Consider the following 23,683-nt stretch of genomic DNA (forward strand, 5'->3'; position numbering starts at 1 on the left):
GACCCACATGAGACTCAAAGCCCTCGCGGCAACACTTGCCGCAGCGGTCGGCCTGAGCCTGATCCAGGCGCCAGCGGCCTCCGCCGCCGACCCGGATCCCGGCGCCGCCACCAACAAGATCGCGTCGAACCTGAAGGACCGCTTCCGCACATCTCCGGCATCCGACTTCTGGATCAGGTTCGACACCGAGGCCGACCTCGAGCCGGCGAAGAAGATCACCGACTGGGCCGCTCGTGGTCAGTTCGTCTACGACGCGCTGACCGCGGCGGCGAAAACGTCCCTGACATCCGTCTCCACCGACCTCGACCAGGCAGGCGTCACATACACCTCGTACCCGATCGCCAACGCCGTGCTCGTCAGGGGGGGCACCGAGAAGCTTGCCCTCGACGTGGCCTCGAAGGTGCAGGTCGCCGAGATCCACGCGACGCCGCAGGTCGCACTGGTCGAGCCCGTGGTCGAGAAAAGCCCCGCTGACCAGGCTGCCCGTCCCGCCGCCCCGAAGGCAGCCGAGGCAGACACCGTCACGTGGGGTCTGGAGGCCATCCACGCACCCCAGGCCTGGGCCATGGGCGCCACCGGTGCGGGCATCACCGTGTCCAACCTCGACTCGGGCGTCCAGTTCGACCACCCGGCCCTGACCAACCAGTACCGCGGCGTGCAGCCCGACGGCACCGTCGACCACAACTACAACTGGATGGCCACCCGGGGCACGTGCACGGACGCGCCGTGCGACGACAACGGACACGGCACGCACACCATGGGCACCATGGTCGGCGCCGACGGCACCAACCACGTCGGCGTCGCCCCGGACGCGCAGTGGATCGCCACGAACGGCTGCTGCGACAGCACCGGCGTCGAGTCGCTGCTCCGGTCCGGCTGGTGGCTGCTCGCCCCGACCGACGTCCACGGCGACAACCCGGACCCGTCGAAGCGTCCCCACGTCATCAACAACTCGTGGGGTCAGACCGCCGAGCACGCCTTCGACGACTTCTTCCGGGCCATCGACGAGGCCTGGACCGCCGCGGGCATCTTCAGCGTCTGGTCATCGGGCAACACCACGCCGTACGCGGCCTGCGACACCGTGTCATCGCCCGGCTCCGCCGAGAGCGCCTACTCCGTGGGCGCCTACTCGTCGGACGGCACGCTCGCGTTGTTCTCCCGCAAGGGCGAGGGTGAAGGCGGCCGAATCAAGCCGGAGATCTCCGCTCCGGGTGACGCCGTCCTGTCGTCCTACCCGGGCAACAGCTACGTCGAGATGGGCGGCACCTCGATGGCGGCGCCCCACGTCGCCGGTGCCGTCGCAGCGCTGTGGAGCTACGACCCGACCCTCATCGGGCAGGTCGACCAGACCCGTCGCCTGCTCGCCGAGTCGGCCGTCGACGTCGACGACACCGAGTGCGGCGGCACCGCCGCGTTCAACAACAAGTACGGCGAGGGCCGGCTCGACCTCGTCCGCCTGCTCGAGCTCGCGCCCCGGCAGGGCGGCACCCTGACCGGTGTCGTCACCGCCGACGGCGCCCCGGTCCCCGCCGCCGAGGTGACAATCAGCGGACCGTTCAGCCGGTCGATCGGCACTGACGAGGACGGCCGGTTCACGACGAACCTCCCGGTCGGCGACTACCAGCTCAGCACCAAGGTCTTCGGCTACCTGACCGCGACCGCCAACGTCACGATCACTCTCGGCCAGGACACCTCGGTCGGGCTGCCGCTCACCGCTGCTGCGAGGCATCACATCAGCGGCAGGGTCGTCGACGACAAGTTGCAGCCCGTCCCGAACGCCGACGTCACCGTCGCGGACACGCCGCTGAAGCCGGTACGCACCGACGCCAACGGCGCGTTCACGATCAGCGGTGTCCCCGAGGGCGGGTACAAGCTGACCGTCAAGCCCAACGCCTGCTTCTCGCCCACGACAATCCCGCTGACTGTCGGCACGCAGAACGAGTCGCTCGAGATCCCGGTCGGGCTCGTCGTCGACGAGGGCGGCTACAGCTGCGTCGTCTCCGAAGGCGAGTACCTGCGCGGCACCGACCCGGTCGGGTTCACCAGCGGCGTGTGGGCGACGGTGAAGCTGCCGTTCCCGGTGGCGCTGTACAACGGCAGCCACGACACCCTCGGCATCGGCAAGCGCGGCGTGATCTCCCCGGACACCACCACCGGGCCCGGGACCGGCGGTGCGGGCATCTTCCCGTTCTACGTCCAGTCCCCCGTCGAGTTCGCCCCCGGCGGTGGTGTCTTCACGGCAGCCACCAAGGTCAACGGTGAGGACGCGTTTGTCGTCGAGTACCGCAACGCCAAGATCTGGGCCTACCCGATCCGGTCGGAGTACACGGAGCCGGTCAACTTCTCGGCCACGCTCACCCGCTCCGGCACCGTGATCTTCGGCTACGGCGACGGCGTCGGGACCGACGACCCGGTGACCGCCGGCGGCCACGCCGTCACCGGCATCCAGGGCTGGGCCGGCGTCAACGGCATCCGGTTCTCCGACAGCGCCCCGGTGCTGCGCGACGGGATGACCGTCACCTACGACATGCCCGACTTCGGGTACCTCGACGCGACCGTCGTCGACCAGAACGACGGGCTGCCGGTGGCCGGGGCCAAGGTCTCGTTCTCGAACAAGTTTGGGCTCGTCGAGACCGTCACGACCAACGGGACGGGCGTCGTGCACCGCCAGCTTCCGGTCGGCGACTACACCATGACCGTCGACGCGCCGAACTACGCGACTTCGGCATATCCCTTCTCCCTCGACAAGCTCTACGCGAACGCAACGATCGACGTGCGCCTGACCACGGGTGTCGCCGGTCTGAAGGCCGACGGCCTCGAGGCGCTGTTGGGCACCGACCAGAACGGTGCGGGTTCGCTGACGCTCACCAACACCGGTTCCGCCCCGCTGACGTACAACCTGGGTGAGGCCGCGCGCCACCCCGAGCTCGACGCCTCCGGCACCACCGCGCGCACCGGCACGGGTGCGGCCAGCACGATCGACCTCACCGCGTGGAAGGCCGGTGCGAGCGGCACGAAGCCGTCGAACGTCGACGGCAAGGCGACGACGACGAGCGCCGCGGAGACACAGGCGGCCGCCAAGGTCGGCCCGACCGCCGGCGGAGACGTCATCACCCGGATCGCCATCCCGGGCACGATCGCGGAGAAGGAGCCGTCCGGCGTCGGGTACGACGGCGACGTCTGGGTCCACGACTACAACGCGCGGACCAACACCGCCTACACGGTGGCGGGCAAGCCGACCGGGAAGGTCTTCGACGCGGCGTGGAACCCCGCCTACCGGGCGTTCGACATGGCGCTCGACACCAAGACCGGTGACATGTGCCAGCTGGAGGACAGCCCGGCCAGCTACATCCACTGCTTCGACCGCGAAACCGGAAAGGAGACCCGGCAGATCAAGGGTGACTGGTCCACGCTGCCGCTGACCGGCCTCGCCTACAACCCGACGGAGGACGTGTTCTACGTCGGCGGCCGGGCGAACGGCATGATCGGCACCGTCGCCGGGACGTCGCACGACAACGCGGGCGCACTGCTGTCCTTCTGCGCCCCGCCGCTGCCCGAGGTGATTGGCCTGGCCTACAACCAGGCGTCCGACACCATCTGGTACACCGACCTCACCTCGAACCGGCCCACCCGCCTGCTGCAGGTCGACCCCGACGACTGCTCGCTGGTGAACGCGTGGTGGTTCCCGGGCCAGAAGGTGGGCCAGGGCGGCGGCCTCGAGACCGACTCGACCGGGGCCCTGTGGGCGGTGGACCAGATCGCCGACGACGTCGTGCTGGTCGACGTCGAGGACGACCAGGTCACCGACCTGCCATGGCTGTCGCTCTCCTCGACCGGCGGCACCCTCGCCCCGGGTCAGTCGACGACCGTCAAGGTCTCGATCTCCTCGAAGGGCACCAAGCCCGGCGTCCTCGGTGCGAACATCGTGGTCAGGTCCGACTCCGGACGTCAGTCCAAGACCTACGTCCCGGTGACGCTCACGACCACGAAGTACCAGGTCGGCGTCAACGCCGGCGGCTCGACGTTCACCGACGGCTCCGGCTACACCTGGTCCGGCGACCAGGCCGCCGGCAAGGCGGCGTGGGGCTACGAGGGGAAGACGAAGGTCGCCGCCACGAAGGCCGGGATCAACGGCACGACGGACGACGCCCTGTTCCAGTCGCAGCGGAGCACGCCGGACAAGCAGCTGTTCTACCGCTTCCCCGACGCGCCCAAGGGCACCTACGCGATCGATTTCGGGTTCGCCGAGATCGAGAAAACGGCCAAGGGCAGGCGGGTGTTCGACGTCCTCGTGGACGGAACGCTGGCGGAGTACGCGTACGACCCGGCTGCGGCCGTGGGGCCGAACACCGCCGACTGGCGCACCGCCGTCGTGAAGCACGAGGGTGGCCCGCTCACCGTGGAGCTGCGAGGATCGAAGGGCCTGAAGGCCCCGACCATCGCCGCGCTGCGGGTGACGCTCGACCCGCGCGCAGACACGGCGGAGCCGGAGCCCCAGCCCGAACAGCCGGAGCCGGGCCCCGTGCCGGTGGCCCCCGCCGGTCGCTCGTACTCGATGAAGGTGACCGACGGGCTCTACCGCCAGGGCACGGAGGAGTCCGGGTGGCACGGCGACGACCTCTGCGGCGTGCAGTGGTTCAACTCAGACTTCCTGTTCCCGTTCTACGACACGGCCTGGGACGGCGTGTGCGTGACGACAAACGGCACGCTGACCTTCGACCGCGCCAGCACGCTGGGGAACAACACGGCACTGCCGTCGCCGTACCCGATCGACGCGATCTATCCGCTCTGGGACGACCTCGTCGTGGACGACCAGGCGGGCATCTACCTCGGCACGACCGAGGTGGACGGGCTGGCGGCGCAGGTCATCGAGTGGCGCAACGTCGCCTTCTACAACGACCGGACGGCTCGGGTGAGCTTCTCGGTCACCCTGATCGCGGACGGACGGATCCAGATCGGGTACGGCGACGGCGTCGGCGGCGACAACCCGCTCACCCGTGGGTCGTCGGCGACAGTCGGCGTGGAGAGCCTGACCCGCAACCCCGCGAGCCAGTACTCCGTCAACCAGCCCGTCCTGAAGGCCGGCCTGGGGCTGGAGTACACCCTCCCGGCCGCGGGCACGATCGAGGGCACGGCCACCGACGCCAACGACGGCAAGCCGATCGAGGGCGCGATCGTCACGCTCAAGGGGCCGGGCGGTGAGCGGGTCATCACGGCCGACGCGAAGGGCCGGTGGAAGGCCCAGGCGCTGGTCGGCGAGAACACCGTGGAGGTTTCGGCGCCGAACTACGTCACCGCCAGCCACCCGGTGACCATCGCCAGGAAGGATCAGGCCGAGGTCGTCGACACGGCGTTGACCACGGGCATCGCCACCGTCACCGGAGGTGAACTCGACTGGCTCCTCGACAGGAGCCAGAAGTCGATGGCCGACGTGACCGTGACCAACACCGGCTCCGCCCCGCTCGAGGTGCGGATCAGCGAGCAGAAACGCACCAGCGGCGGCGGGCACGAGGCCGCCGACCTTCCGTGGCTGACCCTCACGGGCGCGGCCGCGACCGGCACGGTCACGCTGGCGGCCGGCGAGTCCACCACGGTCACGGCGACGGCCGACAACGCCGACGTCGAGCCCGGCGTACTCGTCGGGGACCTGCTCGTGGCGACGAACGCCGGCAAGGGCGAAGCCCAGCTCAAGCCGGTCCGCCTGGCGACCTCGGCCTACTGGCGGGGCGTGGACGTGGGCGGGTCCGGGTACGTCGGTGCCGACGGCTTCGTCTGGTCGCCCGACCAGGAGCTCGGCAAGCGGCCGTGGGGCTACGTCGGCGGCAGGGCGCGTACCACCAGGTCCGACATCGCCGGCACCGAGGACGACGTGCTGTTCCGCACCCAGCGGACCGGCGAGACGTTCAGCTACGTGTTCAAGAACGCCCCCGCCGGGACGTACCGGATCGGCCTCGACTTCGCGGAAATCGAGAAGGTCAAGGTCGGCAAGCGTGCCTTCGACGTGCTCGCCAACGGCAAGGTCGTGCTCTACGACCACGACGTGCAGGCGAAGGTGGGTGCGCTGACCGCGGACCTGAACATGGTCATCGTCGAGCACGAGGGTGGCGACCTGAAGATCGAGCTCACCCGTGAGAAGGGCGAGGGCGACCCGATCCTCAGCGCCCTGAAGGTCCAGCAGGACCCGCGCCTGTGAGCTGACCAACCGATTCGCCAGCAGTGGTCAGAGCCTCCTCGGAGAGGATCGCCGGGGAGGCTCTGACCACGACTACCGGGTTCGCGGCTCCAGGCCGTACTCGCGCACCTGGTGGCGTTGACGGCGCGCCGGCACAAGGCGGGGCGCGGCGGCCTGGTGTGCTGCCGCCGAACCTTGCTGCTGGATCGTCAGGAGCGGTAGCGGGTCGCCAGTTGCGGGGACTGGCCGCCGAATGCGGCGAGGTCGGCGTCGAACACACTCTGCAGGAGGTCGTTCAGCTCGACGCCCGGCGCGGTGACGGTCTCGCCGAGCGCAAAACCACGAAGACTCGCGGTGACGACGTCGGCCGCGCTCATCCGCGGGGCTGCGCTGAGGTCCATGCCCTGCCGTTCGTGGAACTCGGTCGCGACGACGCCCGGACAGAGCGCCTGGACGTGGATCCCGTGCGGCGACAGCTCGGCATGCAGCGTCTGCGACAGGGCGACGCTGTGCGCAAGGCTGGCCGCGTACACCGCACGGCGCAGCGGGACCTGCTCCAGGCTCGCCGGGCCGCTGAACGCGATCATTCCGGACACGTTGACGATCCGCCCGGCGCCACGGGCGACCATGCCGGGGACGATCGCGCGGGTCAGCAGGGTCGGCGCGAGCACCTTCACCCCGATCAGTTCCGCGGCCTGCTCCGGCGGGAGCTCGACGAACGCCTTGTAGTGCGCCACACCGGCGTTGTTCACCAGCATCGTCACCGGCCGGTCCGCGACCGCGGCGATCGCCTGCTCGATGCCGTCCCGTGTCGCCAGATCCGCGACCACCGTATGCACGGTGACATCGGGAAACTCGGCCTTCAATCCGTCGAGTCGCTCCCGCCGGCGCCCGACCGCGATCAGTGACACGCCCTGCGAGGCCAGCCGGCGCGCGTACTCGCGGCCGATCCCGGAGGACGCACCAGTCACTACTGCCAGCCCAGTCACAGTTCTTCCCTTCGTTCGCAGCCGCGTTCGCGGCATTGAGAACGCCCGCACCTCCGATGGGAAGCCGGTCGCGCTTGATCTGCCACCAATGGTGGTCTCGCCGCCGTCACCGCGGGTATGCCCCCGGGACAGTGGTCCCCGCAGGGCTACGACCAGCCCTGATCCGGGATCTACGATCGAGACATGGCTTCCGGCAAGAACATGCTCGGCGACTACCTGCGCGCCCACCGCGCGCAGGTACGCCCCGATCAGGTCGGCCTGCCCGTTACGGGTAACCGCCGGGTACCGGGCCTGCGCCGGGCGGAGGTGGCCCTCCTCGCGGGGATCAGCCCCGACTACTACCTCCGCCTCGAGCAGGGCCGCGACCGGCACCCCTCGCCGCAAGTTCTGGAAGCCCTCGCTCGCGTCTTCGGGCTCGACCCGACCGGAACCGCCTACCTGCTCTCCCTCACCGAGCAGTCCCCGGCACGGGCACGCCGGCGGCCGCGCGAAACCGTCCCGGAGGGCATCCGGAAGCTCCTGGTATCCCTACATCTGCCCGCTTTTGTCGAGGGCCGCTATCTCGACGTCCTGGACGCCAACCCGCTGGCCACCGCGCTCTCGCCCCGGCTCGCCCCAGGGGAGAACCGTCTTCGCGCGGTCTTCCTCGACCCTGACGAACAAGCCCTCTACCCGGACTGGGACGACACGACCGCCCGGCTCGTCGCCGGCTTCCGCCGCTCCGTCGGGACCGACACCAACGACACCAGATTCGTCCAACTGGTCGGCGAACTCTCCCTCGCCAGCGAACGGTTCCGGACCCTCTGGGCACAGCACGACGTCCAAGCCCAGCAGAACTGGCCGGTCACCATCGATCACCCCCTCGTCGGGCCGCTCACCCTCAACCGCGCGAAGCTCATCGTCGGCGACACCGCGCAGACCCTCGCCCTTGCCGTCTACCACCCCGACCCGGGAACCGACAGCGCCGACAAGCTCGCTCTGCTCGCCTCCTACACAGCCTCCGTACCGGTCGGCGTTCCCCCGGGAAAAACGCCGCACCGTCAGGAAGCGTGACCGGATGCCGCGCGACAAGCGATGCCCCGCCCAAGGCGCCCTCGAATCAACTGCCGCCCGCTCCGTCCGACCGGGCCGCACGGGGCCAACCCGCGGCCCGGGCCCGGCGAACCACGTGCTCTCAACGTGCGCCCGCCCAACGGAACACAACGAGAATGACTCGTTACCGGAAATCCGGTGACGAGCCGCATGGCCTGCTTATAGCTGGCGGGCGGTACCGGGGCTGGACCAATAACCTCTTCCGCGTCAAGGAACGATCCGCAGTTCTCTGGGCAGCGCCAATGTCATGGCGACCGGTCGGCGCTGTGACGATCGGGGCAGCTCAGAGGGGTGAGTGCCGCTCAGCGCCGTGGGGAAAGTCCGCCTACTCCAATCCACTCCCCACACCAGGACAACAGCGCGGCGAAGTGGCTGTCATAGCCGATGGCAGTACGTCGCGGCGCCCGCGAGGCGCGTCGTCAATACAGTTGACGCACCATCACCATGCCAGGATCATCCCCTTGTGGATCGCACGACGCACTCGAACCGGATTGCCTGGGAAACAGCGTCGCAGAAGTATGTGCGCGAGTACGAGGATCTCTTGGCACAGGCGGCGGCCGGCTCGTCACTGATCGAGACGGAACGTGAGCTGTTGCACGACGTACTGGCCCGTTCGCCGGAGGTCGTGCACCTGCAGAGCGGCCACGGCCTGGAGGACGTGGCGCTTGTACAGGCCGGCGCGAGGTCGGTGGTCGGTATTGACTACAGCGCGGTGGCTGTTGACGCGGCGCAACGGCGGGCCGCAGAGGTCGGTGTCGCCTGCCGGTACGTTGTTGCGGCAGTGCCCGAGCTGCCGTTGGCAGGCGCGAGCGCCGATCTCATCTACACGGGCAAAGGCGCGCTGATCTGGATGCGCGACCTGGCGGCGTGGGCTAGCGACATCGTGCGCGTGCTGCGACCGTCGGGGCACCTGTTTGTCTACGAAGCGCATCCGGCGGTGCCGCTGTGGACGTGGGACACCGACCAGCCACGCATTCGCCCGGGTAGAAGCTATTTCGGCCGAAGTCACGTCAACGACACCTTCCCCGCCAACGGTGCGGTGGAGTGGCAATGGACCCTCGGCCAGATCGTCACCACTGTGGTCGCGGCCGGGATGGAGCTCCTGCATCTCGCCGAGTATCCCGAGCCGTTCTGGCGTCCGGACGATGTCGCGGCGGCCGCGTGGGAGGGCCGTTTGCCGAACTCGTTCTCCCTGCTCGCTCGCCGCCCTTGAGAACTGCCGAGGGAGACGTACTCGTCAATCGACGCGTTGGCGCACTCATTTGCCACCGACCGAGCGCGGCCGCCGCCACGAGTCCTCCCTGAGCATTCGGACGGCGGCCATCACATTGAAGCTATTCAACCGTACCAGGTGTCGCAGGTGGTGAGGGCGTTCGTGGAACAGCCGCCGCCCTCACCACCTCGTCTTCGTCACCGCGTGGGCCGAACGGCTTGCCGTCGCGACGATGGTGTCGTCCCGTCAGGCGGAGCTGGTCAGGTCGCGTCGGCGGAACGCGGCCACGGCCGTCCGGGCGACCGCAGCGGCGAGCACGGTCAGGACGAGTACGGCGGCGATACGGACCTCGTCGAGTGGGTACTCCCCGATGTGTTCGAACGGCGACAGGTGTACGGCGCCAGCGGGGATGTCGAGGATCGGTGCGAAGAAGCCGACGATCAGGGCGTATCCGAGGACTGCCCAGATCGCCGGCAGCAGCCGTGGCGCAGCCGCGTACAGGAGGGCGGCGGCGGTGAGGACGAACCAGACCGCCGGGGTATGGGCAACGTGCCCGACGATGAGGTCGCCGATCAGTGCGGCGTCACCGGTGCTCACCGCCGCCCCGATCCCCATTCCGGCGCCGGCGACGAGAAGCAGCCAGGGCACGCCGACGGCGGTGACGGCGAGATGGCTGCCGATCCAGGCGGGGCGGCTGACGGCGGTCGCGAGAATGGGCTCGGTACGGCCGCCGGTTTCCTCACCGCGTAGAGCGTGCACGGCGAGTACGGCGAAGATCGCGACGGTGAACGCCATGGTCAGGCCCATCAGGCCGAGGAAGCCGGCCAGCATGTCCTGCGAGCCTCCCATCACCGCCACGAGGTCTTCGGGTGCGTCGGCGAAGCCGTCGAGTATCGGCTGGGTGAACGATCCGTAGGCGAGGCCGCTGACGAGCAGGGCGGCGCTCCAGCCGATCAGGCTGGCCCGTTGCAACCGGAAGGCGAGCGCGAGCGGACCAGCCAGCCAGCCGGCGGCACGGGGGGAACCCGGGCGCGGCGGGATCAGGCCCGCACCGAGATCGCGGCGCGCCGACAGCGTGAAACCCACGGCGGCGGTCGCCGCTGCGAACGCCAGCGAGATGGTCAGTGGCCACCAGCGGTCGTGGACGTACGGGGCGGTCTGCTGGGACCAGCCGATCGGCGACAGCCAGGACAACCACGAGGGACCGTTACCCTGCACCGCTGCCATGTCGCCCAGGCCGCGTAGCAGGAAGGTCGCGCCGAGGACGGCACCGGCGATGCCGCCAGCCGCCCGAGGGTATTCCGACAGTTGGGCGGTGACCGCCGCGACCGCCGCGAAGGCCAACCCCACGGCGCCGATGGCGGCGCCGAACAGCAGCGACCCGCCCACACCGTAGCCGAGGGCGGTCATCAGCCCGCCGACCAGCAGCGCGACCAGCACGCCCATCACGGCGGCGAGGGTCAGCGCGGCGGTGAGCTGGGCGTGTCGGCCGACGGCGTTGGCGCGAACCAGTTCGGCCCGGCCGCTGCGCTCCTCCGCCCGGGTGTGCCGGACGACGGTGAGCAACCCCATCAGTGCGGCGCCGACGAACATGTAAAGCCCGTACTGGCCGGCGAGGAACCGCTCGATGGTCAACTCGTCGAACCCGAAACCGGGCCCGCCGAACAGGGCACCCGCCGGGCTGCCGGAGAACGCACTCAGCCCTTCGAGGTCCTCCGGGCTCTGGACGACGCCACCGATCGCGGTCGAGTAGTAGGTCATCATCAGCGTCAGCCCGAGCGTCCACGCGGGAAACCGGATCCGGTCGCGCCGCAGCATGAAGCGCAGGAGCGTGCCGGTCCCGGTGAGCACCGTCCCAGAGGGACCGGCGGCACGCGTGGGCTGGTCGGCATCCACGGTAGGCATCACGCCACCTGCCGGGCAGCGTCGTCGCGAAGCCGGTCGTCGTAGTGGCGCAGCAGCAGCTGCTCCAGCGTCGGCGGGCGGGCGGTCAACCCGTGCACACCGAGTTCGCCCAACTGCCGCACCACCGTGGCGAGGTGGTCGCCCTCGACCTCGAAGCGGACGTGGCCGTTCTCGGTCCGCAGGTCGTGCACGCCGGGAAGGCTGGCGAGCGCGTCGGCGGGCCGGTCCGTGATCGCCTCGACCGAGGTACGGGTCAGGTGACGCAGTTCGGCCAGCGAGCCGGTCTCGACGATCCGGCCCTGCCGGATGATCGAGATCTGGTCGGCGAGAACCTCGACCTGGGCAAGGATGTGGCTGGACAGCAGGACGGTCCGGCCGGCGGCCTTCGCCTCCCGGATGCAGTCCTGGAACACCGCTTCCATCAGCGGGTCCAGTCCGGCGGTGGGCTCGTCGAGCAGAAGCAACTCGACGTCACTGGCCAGCGCGGCGATCAGGGCCACCTTCTGCCGGTTACCCTTCGAGTACGTCCGCCCCTTCTTGCTCGGGTCCAGATCGAACCGTTCACACAGCTCGTCCCGCCGGGCGGAGTCGGTGCCGCCGCGGAGCCGGGCGAACAGATCGATCGCCTCACCGCCGGTCAGATTGGGCCACAGCTCCACGTCACCGGGTACGTAGGCGAGCCGGCGGTGCAGCGGCACCGCGTCCGTCCACGGGTCGCGGCCGAGCATGCGGACCTGGCCGGAGTCCGCCCGCAGCAGTCCGAGCAGGACCCGGATGGTGGTGGACTTGCCGGCGCCGTTCGGGCCGAGGAAGCCGTGCACGTGGCCGGTTTCGACCGACAGGTCGAGCCCGTTCAGCGCCTTTACCCGGCCGAAGGACTTGTCGAGGTGTTGGATGTCGATGGCAGCAGTCATGGTCGTATGTCCCGTTCGAAGGCAGCCCTGAGCACTCGCTGGGCAACGTGTCGTCGGATGGTGAGGAGAAGCCCACGCGGGGCGTGGTGATTACCGTGCGGCCGTGGCCGCGTCACCGTCCGACGGCGGATCCGGGACGTACATCAGGTAGTCGTCGAGCATCGACCGGTCGACAAGCAACCCCTGGCTGAAGAGCTCCAGGGCGGGCAGGGTGATCTCCTCCACGTACCGGCGGAACAGCGTACGGAACGACTCAGGTCCCACTGCCGCGCCGTGCACGCTGAACCACAACACCATGCCGCCCGTCGCCTGGTAGGCCAGGTACCGCGTACGGGCAGCCCGGTCGCGGCTGGGCCGGATCACCCCGGCCGCCTCCCCCGCGGCCAGGTACGCTTCGGCGTCGGTGATCATCTGCTCGATCAGCGTCATCGCCAGGTCGCCGCCGGCCTGCAGGCTGCGCAGCAGATACCGCACCACTGGTGCGAATTGCTCGACCTCGGCCAGCTGCGCCATGAACATCGCCGCTGTGCCGTCGGTCAGCGCCTTCGTCTTCTGCTCACGCATGACCGCCAGGGCATGCTCGTCGCATGCGCGACGCAACCCGGCCTTCGAACCGAAGTGGTGGATGACCAAGCCGGCGGTCACACCAGCAGCTGTGGCGATCGAGCGCAGCCCGACATGGAAGCCGTCACATCCGAACCGCTCGATGGCAGCATCGAGGATCCGATCAGCGGTGAGGACGTCGCCATCCCGCTCGCCGGGAACCACGCCGGCCGATGCCATACCAACACATTAAACACCCGTTCAATCCGGCGCAACGGTCGGAGCGGCACGGCGGGCCGGGCATGCGGCCGGCGCATACTGACCAGCCATGCCCGGGCGGCCTCCAACCGAATCGTCCCGTGGGGACCGCCGAGCCCTGGGAGGACCGCTCCCCCTTGCCGAGGTTCGGCAGGCAACAACCCCGGCCCCTGTCGGAACATCGACCTGGAAAGACGGGTGAGCCGGGGCGAGGGTGGTCGGCATGGTCACGTTTCGCCACACGGCTGCAAGAACCGGCATCTCACTCCCGCGTACCACCGACGAGGAGCAGGTCAGCGTCAACCGGAGAACGCTTCTCGGGGCGGGTCTTGCCCTTCCGCTGGTGATGTCCGCTGGCCATCCCGCTGCGGCGGGCCCGCATTCGAGTCCCCGAACCGATCCGGTCATCCGCACCACCTGCGGCAGGTTGGAAGGGACAAAGGAAGCCGGGCTCTTCGTCTTCCGTGGTGTGCCCTACGCCGAGCCTCCGACCGGCAACCGGCGGTGGCTGCCGCCGCAGCCGAAGAAGCGGTGGCACGGCGTACGGTCAGCCAAGACCTTCGGCGCGGTCGCACCGCAGCACAGGCAGCCGCCCAGTGAATTCGCCGGGGCATACCTGACGGTGCCCGGCGAGCGCAGCGAAGACTGCCTCTTCCTGAACGTCTGGGCACCCGGTCTGGACAATGCCCACCGGCCCATCATGTTCTGGATCCACGGCGGCGGATACGAGTACGGCTCCGGCGGACAGCCCAACTATGACGGCAGCTCGCTGGCCCGCCGCGGGGACGTAGTCGTCGTGACGGTCAACTTCCGGCTCGGCGCGCTCGGCTATCTCAACCTCAACGAGGTGACCGGCGGCCGGATCCCGTCCACCGGCAACGAGGGCCGACTCGACCTGATCGCCGCACTCCAGTGGATACACGAGAACGCCCGCTCGTTTGGCGGCGACCCGGACAACATCACGGTTTTCGGCCAGTCCGCGGGCTCGGTGGACTGCGCGTTCCTGATGGCCTCCCCGCCCGCCAGGGGCCTGTTCCGTCGGGTGATCCTGCAGAGCAGTGCCGGACACACGGCCCAGACCGTGGAACGGGCAGCACTCATTGCGGAGATCTACCTCAACTCCCTCAAGATCAGACCTGGTGACGTGGAGGCGATCCGAGCGCTCACGCCGCAACAGATGGTCCAGGCGTCCTCCGCCATCGTGCCGCACATGGCGGCCGTCGACCCGCACCTCGGCGCGATGCACTATCTTCCGGTCATCGACGGGGTCAACCTGCTTGAGCGGCCGATCGACGCAATCCGCAACGGCGCCTCGTCCGATGTCTCGCTGCTCGCCGGGTCGCAGCTCGACGAACATCGGCTGGCCCTGGGACAGGGTGCACTGCCCCCGATGACCGAGGAGCAACTCATCCAACAGCTCGGGATCCTCATCCCCGCCGAGCATGTCCAGCGGCTGATTGACACGTACCGTCCGTTGATGGCCGCCCGAGGGAAGGCCTGGACCAGCCCGTTTGACCTGCACATGGCGATCGAGGGCGACCGGGCGGTGCGGATGCCGACAATTCGGATCGTGGAGGCGAAGCGGCACCACCATGTTGCCGCCTACCACTTCCTCGGCACCTATCCGGCCCCGATCCTGGACGGCCTCCTGGGCTGCTGTCACGCGCTCGACCTGGGACTCGTCTTCGGCACCCACGACGAGCGTTTCAACGGCACCGGTCCAGCGATCGACGCGTTGTCGGTCAACATCCAGGACGCCTGGCTGGCCTTCGCCCATACTGGCGACCCCTCGAACAGCCGGACCGGGCGTTGGTCGACGTACGGGACGAAGCGGCGCACGATGCTCCTCGACCACCGTCCGCAACTGGTGGAGGACCCCTTCGCCGCCGAACGACTCGCATGGAAGCACTTTCCGGACGAGAGGCTCGGCCTGCTGTAGCCATGCCCGGGCAACCGCGAGCCTGAATCCCGGGTCCCCGCTCCGGCATCGGTGTTCACCGCAGGGTGAGCGGGGTCTCGGTTTCGACGCGGGTCAGCTTCTCCGGGTTGCGGACGTAGTAGATGCCGGCGATGCGGGCGCCCTCGACACGGATGACCATAATGCCGTCGATCTCGCCGTTCAGGCGTACGAGGAGTGCCGGGTTGCCGTTGACCACGGTCGGTTCACCGGTGAGCCTGCCTTCGACCCTGCCCAGACCACCGAAGAACATCCGGACCACCTTCTCGGCGCCGATGACCGGCCGCAGCGCGGCGTGCTTGACACCGCCACCGTCGCCGACCAGAACAACGTCGGGGGCGAGCACGTCGAGGAGGCCCTGCAGGTCCCTGGTTTCGACCGCGCGTTGGAACGCGGCCAGAGCCGCCCGGGTCTCGATGGGGGAGACGACCTGGCGGGGGCGGCGGGCGTCAACGTGCTGGCGGGCGCGATGCGCGATCTGATGGACGGCCGCGGGGCTCTTGCCGACGGCGGCCGCAATCTCGCCGTAGCTGACATCGAAGACCTCGCGCAGTACGAAAACGGCACGTTCGGTCGGTGACAGTGTCTCCAGGACGATCATGAGTCCCATGGACACGCTCTCGGCGAGCGCGACGTCCTCGGCCACGTCCGGGGCGGTGAGCAGCGGATCGGGCAGCCAGGGGCCCACATAAGCCTCCTTCCGGCGTTTCATTGCGCGTAGCCGGTTGAGCGACTGCCGGGTGGTGATCCGAACCAGGTAGGCACGCTGGTCGCGCACATGCTCCGCGTCCACCTTGATCCATCGCAGCCAGGTTTCCTGGAGGACGTCCTCGGCGTCGGCCGCCGATCCGAGCATCTCGTACGCGACGGTGAAGAGCAGGTTCCGATGGGCGACGAAGGTGTCGGTCGCCGGGTCAGTGGTGTCGCTCATGTCTCGACCCTTCATCCTCGCCGCCGGCCCTGGTCGCCGAAGGCCTTCGATCGTGTATCAACAGCGAAGCCCTGATCCTGGCTCGGCTGGCCGTGCTGCTGACGAGGTTCCCGTCTCGTCCCGACCGGCGACGCCGCGTTCGTCCCTCGACCGGGTTTGTCGGGTGCGTTCGGCCGGGGAGCAGCCAATTGTTCCGACCGAAGCAAGCCGCCACCACCGGGCGGCCCGGGCTTCCGGATGATCCGCGCCGACACCACACCGCCCCGCCAGCAGCACATCATCGTCAGCCGGTGAAGGGCTCAAGGCTGAAGCGGCCCCAGGCGATGAAGGCGGCAAGCGCGACGTAGCCCAGGTTCACCATCACCAACCTGAGCTGGCCAAGGCGGACGTGGATGATCGCCGCGCCGACCATGAGCAGCACCCAGCAGACGGCGGTCACCGGCACCATGAACGGTGCGATGTCGAGCACGGCGGGTAGGACCAGACCAACCGCAGCCAGGAGTTCGAGGACCCCGATGGTCTTGATGAAGCCGACGCTGGCGTGTCTGGTCCATTCTCCGCCATTCAGCGCAGCCAATCTCTCCCTGGCTACGAACACCTTGGTGATGCCCCCGGTCAGGGAGACTGCCGCCAGCAGCCCGGTAGCAATCCAAAGAGCGACGTTCATGCGTTTCCTTGCCTTGTCTAGGTGGCTTCGGGGACCCGGGGCCCGCCGACACAGGCCGGAGCTCCCACGGGACACCCTCGGTGTTTGGCAGTCGTTCGAACTGGGATCGCCGACCCGTGACCCCGGGCTGTTTGTTCAGCGGTTGGCCGGCGCCCCGCCGCGCTTGGCCCGCAGCAACTCCTGGCGCTTGTCATCCTTGACCCAGGTGAGCGAACCGGGCTTACGTGCCTCGTTCGCCAGATGCTTGACGGTGTGCTGACAGACGAACTCCTTGAGCTTCGCGCCCGGGCCTCCGCCGATGTGCAACCCGTTCGCGTTGTCGTCCCTGGAGGCGAACTGGAAGATGCCGGCGCGACGCCCCAGGCTGATGCACTGGCCGAAGAATCCCAGGTTGATGGGCGTTGGCTGCGTACCCGCGATCCGGGCCAGCACGGTGTCGGCGGCGTGCGCGCCGATCCTCGTCGCGGCCTGGCAGCTCATCCGGAACGGCAGGTCCGACGGGGCCGCCGAATCCCCGGCCGCGACGAGGCGTACGTCGTCCACGCTCGTCAACGTCTCGTCGGTAAGCAGGCGGCCCAGCGCGTCGGTGCTCAGCCCGCTGCGGACGGCCAGGTCCGGCACGCCGAACCCGGCGGTCCAAATGGTCACCGCACTGGGCAACTCGCGGCCGCCCGCGAGCCGCACGGTGTCGCGAGTCACCGCAGTCACCTTCGCGCCGGGGCCGTCGAGCACGGTCACGCCGAGCCTGGCCAGCCGCTTGGCAACCGAGCGCCGACCTCGGGCGTGCAGATACGGACCGAGTACCCCGCCGCAGACCAGGGTCACGGTACGACCCGCCTCCGCCAGTTCGGCGGCGGTCTCGATGCCGGTTGGACCGGCTCCGACAACCGTCACCGGCGCGGTGGAGACAGCAGCATCGACGACCGGCCGCAGCCGCTGTGCCTCCTCCAGGGTGGCAATCGGGTAGGCGAACTCGGCCGCTCCGGGAACGCTCAGGCCGGCGCTGCCACTGCCCACGGCGTAGATCAGATAGTCGTAGCCGACCGTGCCGCCGGCTGCCAGCGTCACGCCGCGACCGGCCGCGTCGATCTGGGTCACCGTGTCGACCACCAGCCGGACGCCCTCGGCAAGGACCTCTCGGTAGTCGACGACCGCGTCGTCCGACCCGCCCACCACCTGGTGCAGGCGAATCCGCTCGACGAACATCCGACGGGGATTGATCAACGTCACGCCCACATCGTCGCGCCGCGTCAGGCGATTGGCCGCCATGACACCGGCGTACCCGCCACCAACCACCACCACCTTGGTGTTCCCAGCCATAGTGACTCCTCCGTTTCCAGGGGTTCCGCCTCAAGACACCGCGGAACCGAGCGTCCTGACGGCGTGTGAGGCAGACCACTCCACAGCCGTGACTCGCCACGCCCAGCTGGTCAACAGCCTCAAGGGCGTGTCGGCCCGCTACCTACGCAAGGAGTTCGACGCCCACCTGTCCCGATACCTGTGGGGCGGACACCTGTGGTCGCCGTCGTACTTCGCCGGCTCCTGCGGCGACGCGCCGCTGACCGTCGTACGCGAATACATCGAGAACCAGAAACGTCCCGGCCCGTGACCGCGTTCCTCCCGGCCGTGAACGTGCACGGCGGGGTTCCCGCCTTGTCCGTTGCTGAAATTCGGCAACGAACACTGCCCGGATCTGTCCCGACATCGGCCTGGAAACCCGCTGGGGGCGAGACAAGGCTGCCGGCATGGTGGAAATCCGTCGCGTGCCGGCCAGGGCCGACACGTCACTACTACACATTGGGCGAGGGGATGTCTCGTGAACTCGGTGATCGAGGCCCGGGGCCTGACGAAGTTCTACGGCGGTCGCCGCGGGTTGGAGGATCTCGATCTGCGGGTCCAGCCGGGTGAGGTGTTCGGGTATCTCGGTCCGAACGGAGCTGGGAAGACGACCACGATCCGGCTGCTGCTGGACTTCATCCGTCCCACCCGGGGCACCGCCACGGTGCTCGGCGCCGTACCCCGGCACGGCGTCGACACCCGACGCCGGATCGGTTACCTCCCGGGCGAGCTGGCGTTCGAGGGTCGGGAACGGGTGGCTGACCTGCTGAGGTTCTTCGGCGACGCCCGTGGCGGCGTCTCCGCCCGACACATCGCCGAATTTGCGGAGCGGTTGGAACTGGACCTGTCCCGCAGGATTCGTGGCCTGTCGAAGGGCAACAAGCAGAAGGTCGGCCTGGTGATGGCGTTCATGCACGAGCCGGAGCTGCTGATTCTCGACGAGCCGACCACCGGCCTGGACCCGCTGATGCAGCAGGAGTTCCTGAAGATGGTCCGCGAGGCCCGCGCGAACGGGCAGACGGTGTTCATGTCCTCACACGTACTCGCCGAGGTGCAGACGGCGGCCGACCGGGTCGGCATCGTCCGCGCCGGCCGGCTGGTCGCCGTCGAGCGGGTCGAGTCGCTGGGCAGACGAGCCGTCCGCCAGGTCGAGGTGCACTTCGCCGAGCCGCCGGCGGCGGCCGACTTCACCGGCCTGTCGGGCGTCACCGACGTCTCCGTGGAAGGACCTGTGCTGCGCTGCACCGTCGACGGGCAACTCGACCCGCTGATCAAGGCCCTCGGGCGACACACCGTCGTCGACCTCATCAGCACCGAACCCGACCTGGAGGAAACCTTCCTCAGCTATTACCACCAGTCCGAGGAGACGACGTCGTGATCCCCAGCCTGATCCGCAAGTCCCTGCGTGACTACCGGCGAGCCGTCGCCGGCTGGATGATCGGCATAGGCGTTTTTGTCACCATCTACGTCTCCTCCTGGTCCCAGTTCAAGGGCGATCCGGAGGCCGCCGAGTCCGCTGCCGACCGCATCCCGCAGGGGATGCAGACCGCGCTGGCGTTCCAGGACCTGTCCAGCGGTGCCGGCTACCTGCAGGCCGTCATCTACACCGTGTTCGTACCGCTACTGCTGATCATGGCTGCGACCGTTTTCGGCGCCCGCGCGATCGCCGGGCCAGAGGACGCCGGCGTGCTCGATCTGTTGCTGGCCAACCCGATCAGCCGCCGCCGGTTCGTCCTGCAGCGCTTCGCCGCCCTCACCGTCGCGGTGGTCGCCGTCGGCGCGGTCGTCTGGCTGCTCGTCCTCGCCCTCGCCGCTGCGCTGGAGATGAACGTCGGCGCCAGCAGGATCAGCGCCGCCTCCCTCGGCCTGCTGCTGGTCGGGCTCTGCTTCGGCACCCTCGCCCTCACCGTCAGCGCGTTCGTCGGACGACGTCCCGTCGTGCTGGCCACCACCGGTAGCGTCGCCGTTGCCACGTACCTGCTGCACGCCCTCGGTAACCAGTTCGACGCCGTCCGCCCGCTGCGCTGGCTCTCGCCTTTTCACTACTACCTCGGCGCCGACCCGCTCCACACGGGCTTCCACGTCGGCTACCTTCTCGTCCTGGCCGGCATCATCGCGGTTCTTGTCGGGGCGGCCGCCGCAGCGTTCGAGCGACGCGATCTCGCCGTCTGACGTCTCGTCCGGTGCCGGCGGGCGTCGTCGGCACCGGACGGAGCAAGCCGCCCGTGACCATAGAGTTCTCGCCGTGGAGCCCGCCGTGAGTGACGAGCCGTCCAGTTCACCAGCTGAGGTCGGCACGCTCGACGTGCCAGCCGAACTGCTGCACGGCTACCTCGACACCCTCGCCACCGCCGCAGCGACCGGTCGACGCCCGCAACGCGCCGACCTCGACGCGTGCCGACGCCACGGAGAGCGGGCCGCCGACCTCAACATCACCCTGCGCACCCTCACCGCCGCCTACCTGCACGCCGCCGAGACCCTCCTGCCCACCCTGCCCGGCATCGCCGACGCACCCACCCCCAGCGCCGCCCGCGCCGCCGCCACCGCCGTCTGGAACGCGGCTCGGCGACTCCTCGACGCCGCCGCGGAGGGGCACGAACGCTCGCACCTGCACGCCGCCCGCCGCGACCACGCCGCCCGCCGCGAGTTCATCAACGACCTGCTCTACGGTCACGGCCACCCCGGGCGGCTCGCCGAACACGCCCACCGCTTCGCGGTCCAACTCGCCGGCCGACACCAGGTCATCGTCGCCCGCGCGGCCACCACGTTCACCGACCCTGTGCTCGAGCGCGTCGAGGCAGGGCTCACTTCCCGGTTCGGCAGCCGGAACATCCTGACCACCACCCACGAGGGTTTGCTGATCTGCATCACCCCAGCCGCGCTTCGTGGCACCACCGGCGAGATCGCCCACCACCTACTCACCGCCCTCGGCACCGACAACCGGTGGCAGATCGGCGTCGGCCGCCCCCACCCAGGCCCAAGCGGCATCCAACAGTCCTATGAAGAGGCCCGCGACACCCTGCAACTCGCCGACCGACTCGGCCTCACCACCCCCGTCCTACGCGCCGCGGACCTGCTCGTCTTTCCCGTCCTCCTCCGCGACCGCGCCGCGATCACCGACCTCGTCCACACCGTTCTCGCTCCCCTGACCGAAGCCCGAGGGGGCGCCATCCCGATCCTCGACACCCTGACCGCCTTCTTCGCCTGCCACGGCAACACCACCGCCACCGCCCGGCAACTACACATCAGCGCCCGCACCGTCGCCTACCGGCTCGACCGGGTCCGTCACCTCACCGGGTACGACCCCGACGACCCCACCCAACGCTTCACCCTGCAAGCCGCCGTACTCGGCGCCCGCCTACTCGACTGGCCCGAGCCGTAGGACCTGTGGCGAAACCAGGGGTGCTGCCATCGGCAGGCCGGAACCCACAGCGCGAAAGGTTCACCGCCGGTGGTGGTACCTGCCGAAGTTCGGTGCCGCCGGCGTGGAGTAGATCGTGACGCCTGGTTGCTGCCCCTCCAGAGCGGTCTGCCGATCATCGACGGACCCGCTGGCGTTCTGCCCGGGGAGATCCTCCGTGCGCTCGAGGCGCAGCGGCCGCTGTGGTGCGTCCGGGCACGGAACACGTCCTGCGCGGGCAAACGCCGCGCCGGTCCGTCTGATCAGTGGGCGTTGGCGAATCGCTCGACGTCGCTGATCCGGCCCACCACGAGGACGATGTCGCCGTACATCAACACGGTTTCCGGGGTGGCGTAGGTGAATGTGGCTTCCCGTCCGTCGGCCTGTCTCTTGACGGACACGACGGTCACGCCGTACCGGCTGCGGAGCCGGGACTGGCGCAGCGGGACGCTGACCGCATCCCGCGGAGGTTTGGTTTTGACCATGGCGTAGTCGTCGTCGACCTGGATGTAGTCGAGGATGCGGCCGGTGAGCAGGTGGGCGACCCTCTCTCCCATGTCGTGTTCGGGTAGCACCACGTGGTGGGCGCCGATCCGTTGCAGGATCTTGCCGTGCTGCCGGCTGATCGCCTTGGCCCAGATGTCCGGGATTTCCAGATCGACCAGCAGCGAGGTGGTCATGATGCTGGCCTCGACGTCGGTGCCGATCGCCACGACCACGCGGGGGAACTCCGGTACGCCGAGTTGCCGCAACGTCTCGATGTCGGTGGTGTCGGCGGTCACGACGTGCGGCAGTTGCCCGGCGAAGCTCTGTACCACCTTCGGCCGGTGGTCGACGGCGAGCACCTCGGTGCCCTGGCGGTGCAGTTCCAGGGCGAGCGCACCGCCGAAACGACCGAGCCCGACCACCACGACCATCTCTTCCGTTTCGTCAGCCAACGATCGTCCTTTCCTCGGGAAGTTCGAACCGGCGGGTGCGTTCCCGCAGCGCGAGCGCGGAGGCGAGTGTCAACGGTCCGGTGCGGCCCAGGAACATCAGCCCGACGAGGAGCAGCGCCGCGGCCGGCGGCAGATCGGTGGTGATGCCGGTGGACAGGCCGACGGTGCCGAAGGCGGAGACCACCTCGAACAGCACCCGGTCAAAGCTGTGGGCGGTCAGGGCCAACAGTACGAACGTGGAGACCGTCACCGCACCGATTCCCAGCAGCGCGACGGTGAGCGCCTGGCGTTGGTTGGTTTCCGGAATCCGGCGGCGGCCGACGTTGACCCTGGTTTCGCCGCGCATCTCCGACCAGATGACAAACGCGAGCAGTCCGAAGGTGGTGACCTTGATGCCACCCGCGGTGCCAGCGCTGCCTCCGCCGATGAACATCAGCACATCGGTGGCGAACAGGCTCTCCGGGCGCAGCGCCGACACGTCGATGCTGTTGAACCCGGCCGTGCGGGTGTTGACCGAGTGGAAGAAACCGGCGAGTAGTTTGGCCGGCGCGTCCAGCCGGCCAAGGGTCGCCGGGTTCGCGTACTCGGCGAGGGTGAACACGGCGGTGCCGGTCGCAAGGAGCGTCACGGTGAGAAACACGGTGATGCGGGTCATCACCGACCACGTCCTGGGGCGCCGCCAGTTCCGAGCGAGTTCGAACACCACCGGGAACCCGAGACCTCCGATGATGATCGCCGATGCCACGGTCAGGGTGACCCACGGGTCGGCGACATAACGCACCATGCTGTCGCTGTTGAGGGAGAAGCCGGCGTTGTTGAATGCCGACACCGCATGGAAGACCCCGTGGTAGGCGGCACTTCCAAACGGTTCGTGGTAGCCGACCGCGAACCTGACAGTCAGCACTGCCGCTGCGATGGCCTCGCTGACCAGACTGAACAGCACGATGTTGCGGACCAGGCGGCGGATGTCACCCAGCCCGAGGGTCTTCATCTCCACCTGGGCCAGCAACCTGCCCCGCAGGCCGAGTCGCCCGGCGAGCAGCACCGTGAACATGGTCGCCAGCGTCATGATCCCCAGCCCGCCGGCCTGGATCAGTGCCAGGATGACGATCTCGCCGAACCTGGACCAGTGACCGCTGGTGTCTACCGTGACCAGCCCGGTCACACACACCGCCGAGGTGGCGGTGAACAGGGCGTCAACCAGCGCGGTCCGCTGTCCCGACTCTGTCGCGGTCGGCAACGACAGCAACGCGGTGCCGACCGCGACCGCGGCGGCGAACCCGCCCACGACCACCTGGGTTGGCTGTTGAAACTGAGCCAGCACACTCAGTCGTAAGCGTCGACGCCACCTTCGCACTCGGTCTCC

At 69.0% G+C, this 23,683-nt stretch carries 16 protein-coding genes and 2 pseudogenes; 8 read left to right on the forward strand and 10 right to left on the reverse strand.

Annotated elements, in window-relative coordinates; all coding sequences use genetic code 11:
* Window positions 1–7: 7 nt before the first annotated feature.
* A complete protein-coding gene (locus ABGB05_RS32790) occupies window positions 8–6,193 on the forward strand; it encodes a S8 family serine peptidase (protein ID WP_347657838.1) in 6,186 nt (2,061 codons plus the stop codon).
* A gap of 188 nt (window positions 6,194–6,381) precedes the next feature.
* On the opposite strand, the gene ABGB05_RS32795 is transcribed toward ABGB05_RS32790, so the two are convergent.
* Window positions 6,382–7,212, reverse strand: coding sequence for an SDR family NAD(P)-dependent oxidoreductase (locus ABGB05_RS32795; protein WP_347657839.1), 831 nt, complete (start codon window positions 7,210–7,212; stop codon window positions 6,382–6,384).
* Between the two features lie 132 nt (window positions 7,213–7,344).
* On the opposite strand from ABGB05_RS32795, the gene ABGB05_RS32800 reads away from it, so the two are divergent.
* Both ABGB05_RS32800 and ABGB05_RS32805 read left to right on the forward strand, forming a co-directional pair.
* On the forward strand, window positions 7,345–8,214 hold the full coding sequence (locus tag ABGB05_RS32800; RefSeq protein ID WP_347657840.1) for a helix-turn-helix transcriptional regulator: 870 nt from the start codon (window positions 7,345–7,347) through the stop codon (window positions 8,212–8,214).
* 502 nt (window positions 8,215–8,716) lie between these two features.
* Complete coding sequence (locus tag ABGB05_RS32805) at window positions 8,717–9,466, forward strand: class I SAM-dependent methyltransferase (RefSeq protein ID WP_347657841.1); 750 nt, start codon at window positions 8,717–8,719, stop codon at window positions 9,464–9,466.
* A gap of 246 nt (window positions 9,467–9,712) precedes the next feature.
* Here the strand turns inward: ABGB05_RS32805 and ABGB05_RS32810 are convergent, their stop codons facing one another.
* The 4 genes and pseudogenes from ABGB05_RS32810 to ABGB05_RS32825 form a co-directional block, all read right to left on the reverse strand.
* Window positions 9,713–11,371, reverse strand: a complete 1,659-nt coding sequence (locus ABGB05_RS32810) for an ABC transporter permease (protein ID WP_347657842.1) — start codon at window positions 11,369–11,371, stop codon at window positions 9,713–9,715.
* Entirely contained in the window at window positions 11,371–12,285 is a 915-nt protein-coding gene (locus tag ABGB05_RS32815; RefSeq protein ID WP_347657843.1) for an ABC transporter ATP-binding protein, read from the reverse strand. The genes ABGB05_RS32810 and ABGB05_RS32815 overlap by 1 nt, the downstream gene beginning before the upstream one ends.
* Window positions 12,286–12,375: 90 nt before the next feature.
* Window positions 12,376–12,849 (reverse strand): hypothetical protein, encoded by a 474-nt coding sequence (locus tag ABGB05_RS32820; RefSeq protein ID WP_347657862.1) that lies wholly within the window; start codon window positions 12,847–12,849, stop codon window positions 12,376–12,378.
* 33 nt (window positions 12,850–12,882) lie between these two features.
* Window positions 12,883–13,068 (reverse strand): annotated as a pseudogene (locus tag ABGB05_RS32825) (helix-turn-helix domain-containing protein); the annotation flags it as partial.
* Window positions 13,069–13,432: 364 nt separating this feature from the next.
* Between ABGB05_RS32825 and ABGB05_RS32830 the strand changes: the two are divergent.
* Window positions 13,433–15,025 carry a carboxylesterase family protein gene (locus ABGB05_RS32830; RefSeq protein WP_347657863.1) on the forward strand — a complete coding sequence of 531 codons (1,593 nt, stop codon included), beginning with the start codon at window positions 13,433–13,435 and terminating at the stop codon, window positions 15,023–15,025.
* Window positions 15,026–15,080: 55 nt separating this feature from the next.
* On the opposite strand, the gene ABGB05_RS32835 is transcribed toward ABGB05_RS32830, so the two are convergent.
* The 3 genes from ABGB05_RS32835 to ABGB05_RS32845 form a co-directional block, all read right to left on the reverse strand.
* Window positions 15,081–15,974 carry an RNA polymerase sigma-70 factor gene (locus tag ABGB05_RS32835; RefSeq protein ID WP_347657844.1) on the reverse strand — a complete coding sequence of 298 codons (894 nt, stop codon included), beginning with the start codon at window positions 15,972–15,974 and terminating at the stop codon, window positions 15,081–15,083.
* A 283-nt stretch (window positions 15,975–16,257) separates the two neighbouring features.
* Window positions 16,258–16,641, reverse strand: coding sequence for a DoxX family protein (locus ABGB05_RS32840; RefSeq protein ID WP_347657845.1), 384 nt, complete (start codon window positions 16,639–16,641; stop codon window positions 16,258–16,260).
* A 135-nt stretch (window positions 16,642–16,776) separates the two neighbouring features.
* The gene (locus ABGB05_RS32845) at window positions 16,777–17,961 is read right to left on the reverse strand and encodes an FAD-dependent oxidoreductase (protein ID WP_347657846.1); all 1,185 of its coding nucleotides are present in this window, start codon (window positions 17,959–17,961) and stop codon (window positions 16,777–16,779) included.
* Between the two features lie 100 nt (window positions 17,962–18,061).
* On the opposite strand from ABGB05_RS32845, the pseudogene tnpA reads away from it, so the two are divergent.
* The 4 genes and pseudogenes from tnpA to ABGB05_RS32865 all read left to right on the forward strand — a co-directional run.
* Window positions 18,062–18,250: pseudogene (gene tnpA, locus ABGB05_RS32850) on the forward strand (IS200/IS605 family transposase); the annotation flags it as partial.
* 207 nt (window positions 18,251–18,457) lie between these two features.
* A complete protein-coding gene (locus ABGB05_RS32855; RefSeq protein WP_347657847.1) occupies window positions 18,458–19,357 on the forward strand; it encodes an ABC transporter ATP-binding protein in 900 nt (299 codons plus the stop codon).
* A complete protein-coding gene (locus ABGB05_RS32860; protein WP_347657848.1) occupies window positions 19,354–20,151 on the forward strand; it encodes an ABC transporter permease subunit in 798 nt (265 codons plus the stop codon). The genes ABGB05_RS32855 and ABGB05_RS32860 overlap by 4 nt, the downstream gene beginning before the upstream one ends.
* An 85-nt stretch (window positions 20,152–20,236) precedes the next feature.
* Window positions 20,237–21,361: a helix-turn-helix domain-containing protein gene (locus ABGB05_RS32865; RefSeq protein WP_347657849.1), complete on the forward strand. Its 1,125-nt coding sequence runs from the start codon at window positions 20,237–20,239 to the stop codon at window positions 21,359–21,361.
* A gap of 281 nt (window positions 21,362–21,642) precedes the next feature.
* On the opposite strand, the gene ABGB05_RS32870 is transcribed toward ABGB05_RS32865, so the two are convergent.
* Together ABGB05_RS32870 and ABGB05_RS32875 are read right to left on the reverse strand one after the other, a co-directional pair.
* Window positions 21,643–22,317 (reverse strand): TrkA family potassium uptake protein, encoded by a 675-nt coding sequence (locus ABGB05_RS32870; protein ID WP_347657850.1) that lies wholly within the window; start codon window positions 22,315–22,317, stop codon window positions 21,643–21,645.
* Window positions 22,310–23,605, reverse strand: coding sequence for a potassium transporter TrkG (locus ABGB05_RS32875; protein ID WP_347657851.1), 1,296 nt, complete (start codon window positions 23,603–23,605; stop codon window positions 22,310–22,312). The genes ABGB05_RS32870 and ABGB05_RS32875 overlap by 8 nt, the downstream gene beginning before the upstream one ends.
* Window positions 23,606–23,683 lie beyond the last annotated feature (78 nt).

This window comes from Plantactinospora sp. B5E13, from assembly GCF_039871775.1.
Lineage (GTDB): Bacteria > Actinomycetota > Actinomycetes > Mycobacteriales > Micromonosporaceae > Plantactinospora.

Bases quoted from the DNA above. Each gene is read 5' to 3' on its own strand.
- ABGB05_RS32790 (WP_347657838.1), top strand. From the start codon at position 8: ATGAGACTCAAAGCCCTCGCGGCAACACTTGCCGCAGCGGTCGGCCTG.
- ABGB05_RS32800 (WP_347657840.1), top strand. From the start codon at position 7,345: ATGGCTTCCGGCAAGAACATGCTCGGCGACTACCTGCGCGCCCACCGC.
- ABGB05_RS32810 (WP_347657842.1), bottom strand. From the start codon at position 11,371: ATGCCTACCGTGGATGCCGACCAGCCCACGCGTGCCGCCGGTCCCTCT.
- ABGB05_RS32815 (WP_347657843.1), bottom strand. From the start codon at position 12,285: ATGACTGCTGCCATCGACATCCAACACCTCGACAAGTCCTTCGGCCGG.
- ABGB05_RS32820 (WP_347657862.1), bottom strand. From the start codon at position 12,849: ATGCGTGAGCAGAAGACGAAGGCGCTGACCGACGGCACAGCGGCGATG.
- ABGB05_RS32830 (WP_347657863.1), top strand. From the start codon at position 13,433: ATGTCCGCTGGCCATCCCGCTGCGGCGGGCCCGCATTCGAGTCCCCGA.
- ABGB05_RS32835 (WP_347657844.1), bottom strand. From the start codon at position 15,974: ATGAGCGACACCACTGACCCGGCGACCGACACCTTCGTCGCCCATCGG.
- ABGB05_RS32840 (WP_347657845.1), bottom strand. From the start codon at position 16,641: ATGAACGTCGCTCTTTGGATTGCTACCGGGCTGCTGGCGGCAGTCTCC.
- ABGB05_RS32845 (WP_347657846.1), bottom strand. From the start codon at position 17,961: ATGGCTGGGAACACCAAGGTGGTGGTGGTTGGTGGCGGGTACGCCGGT.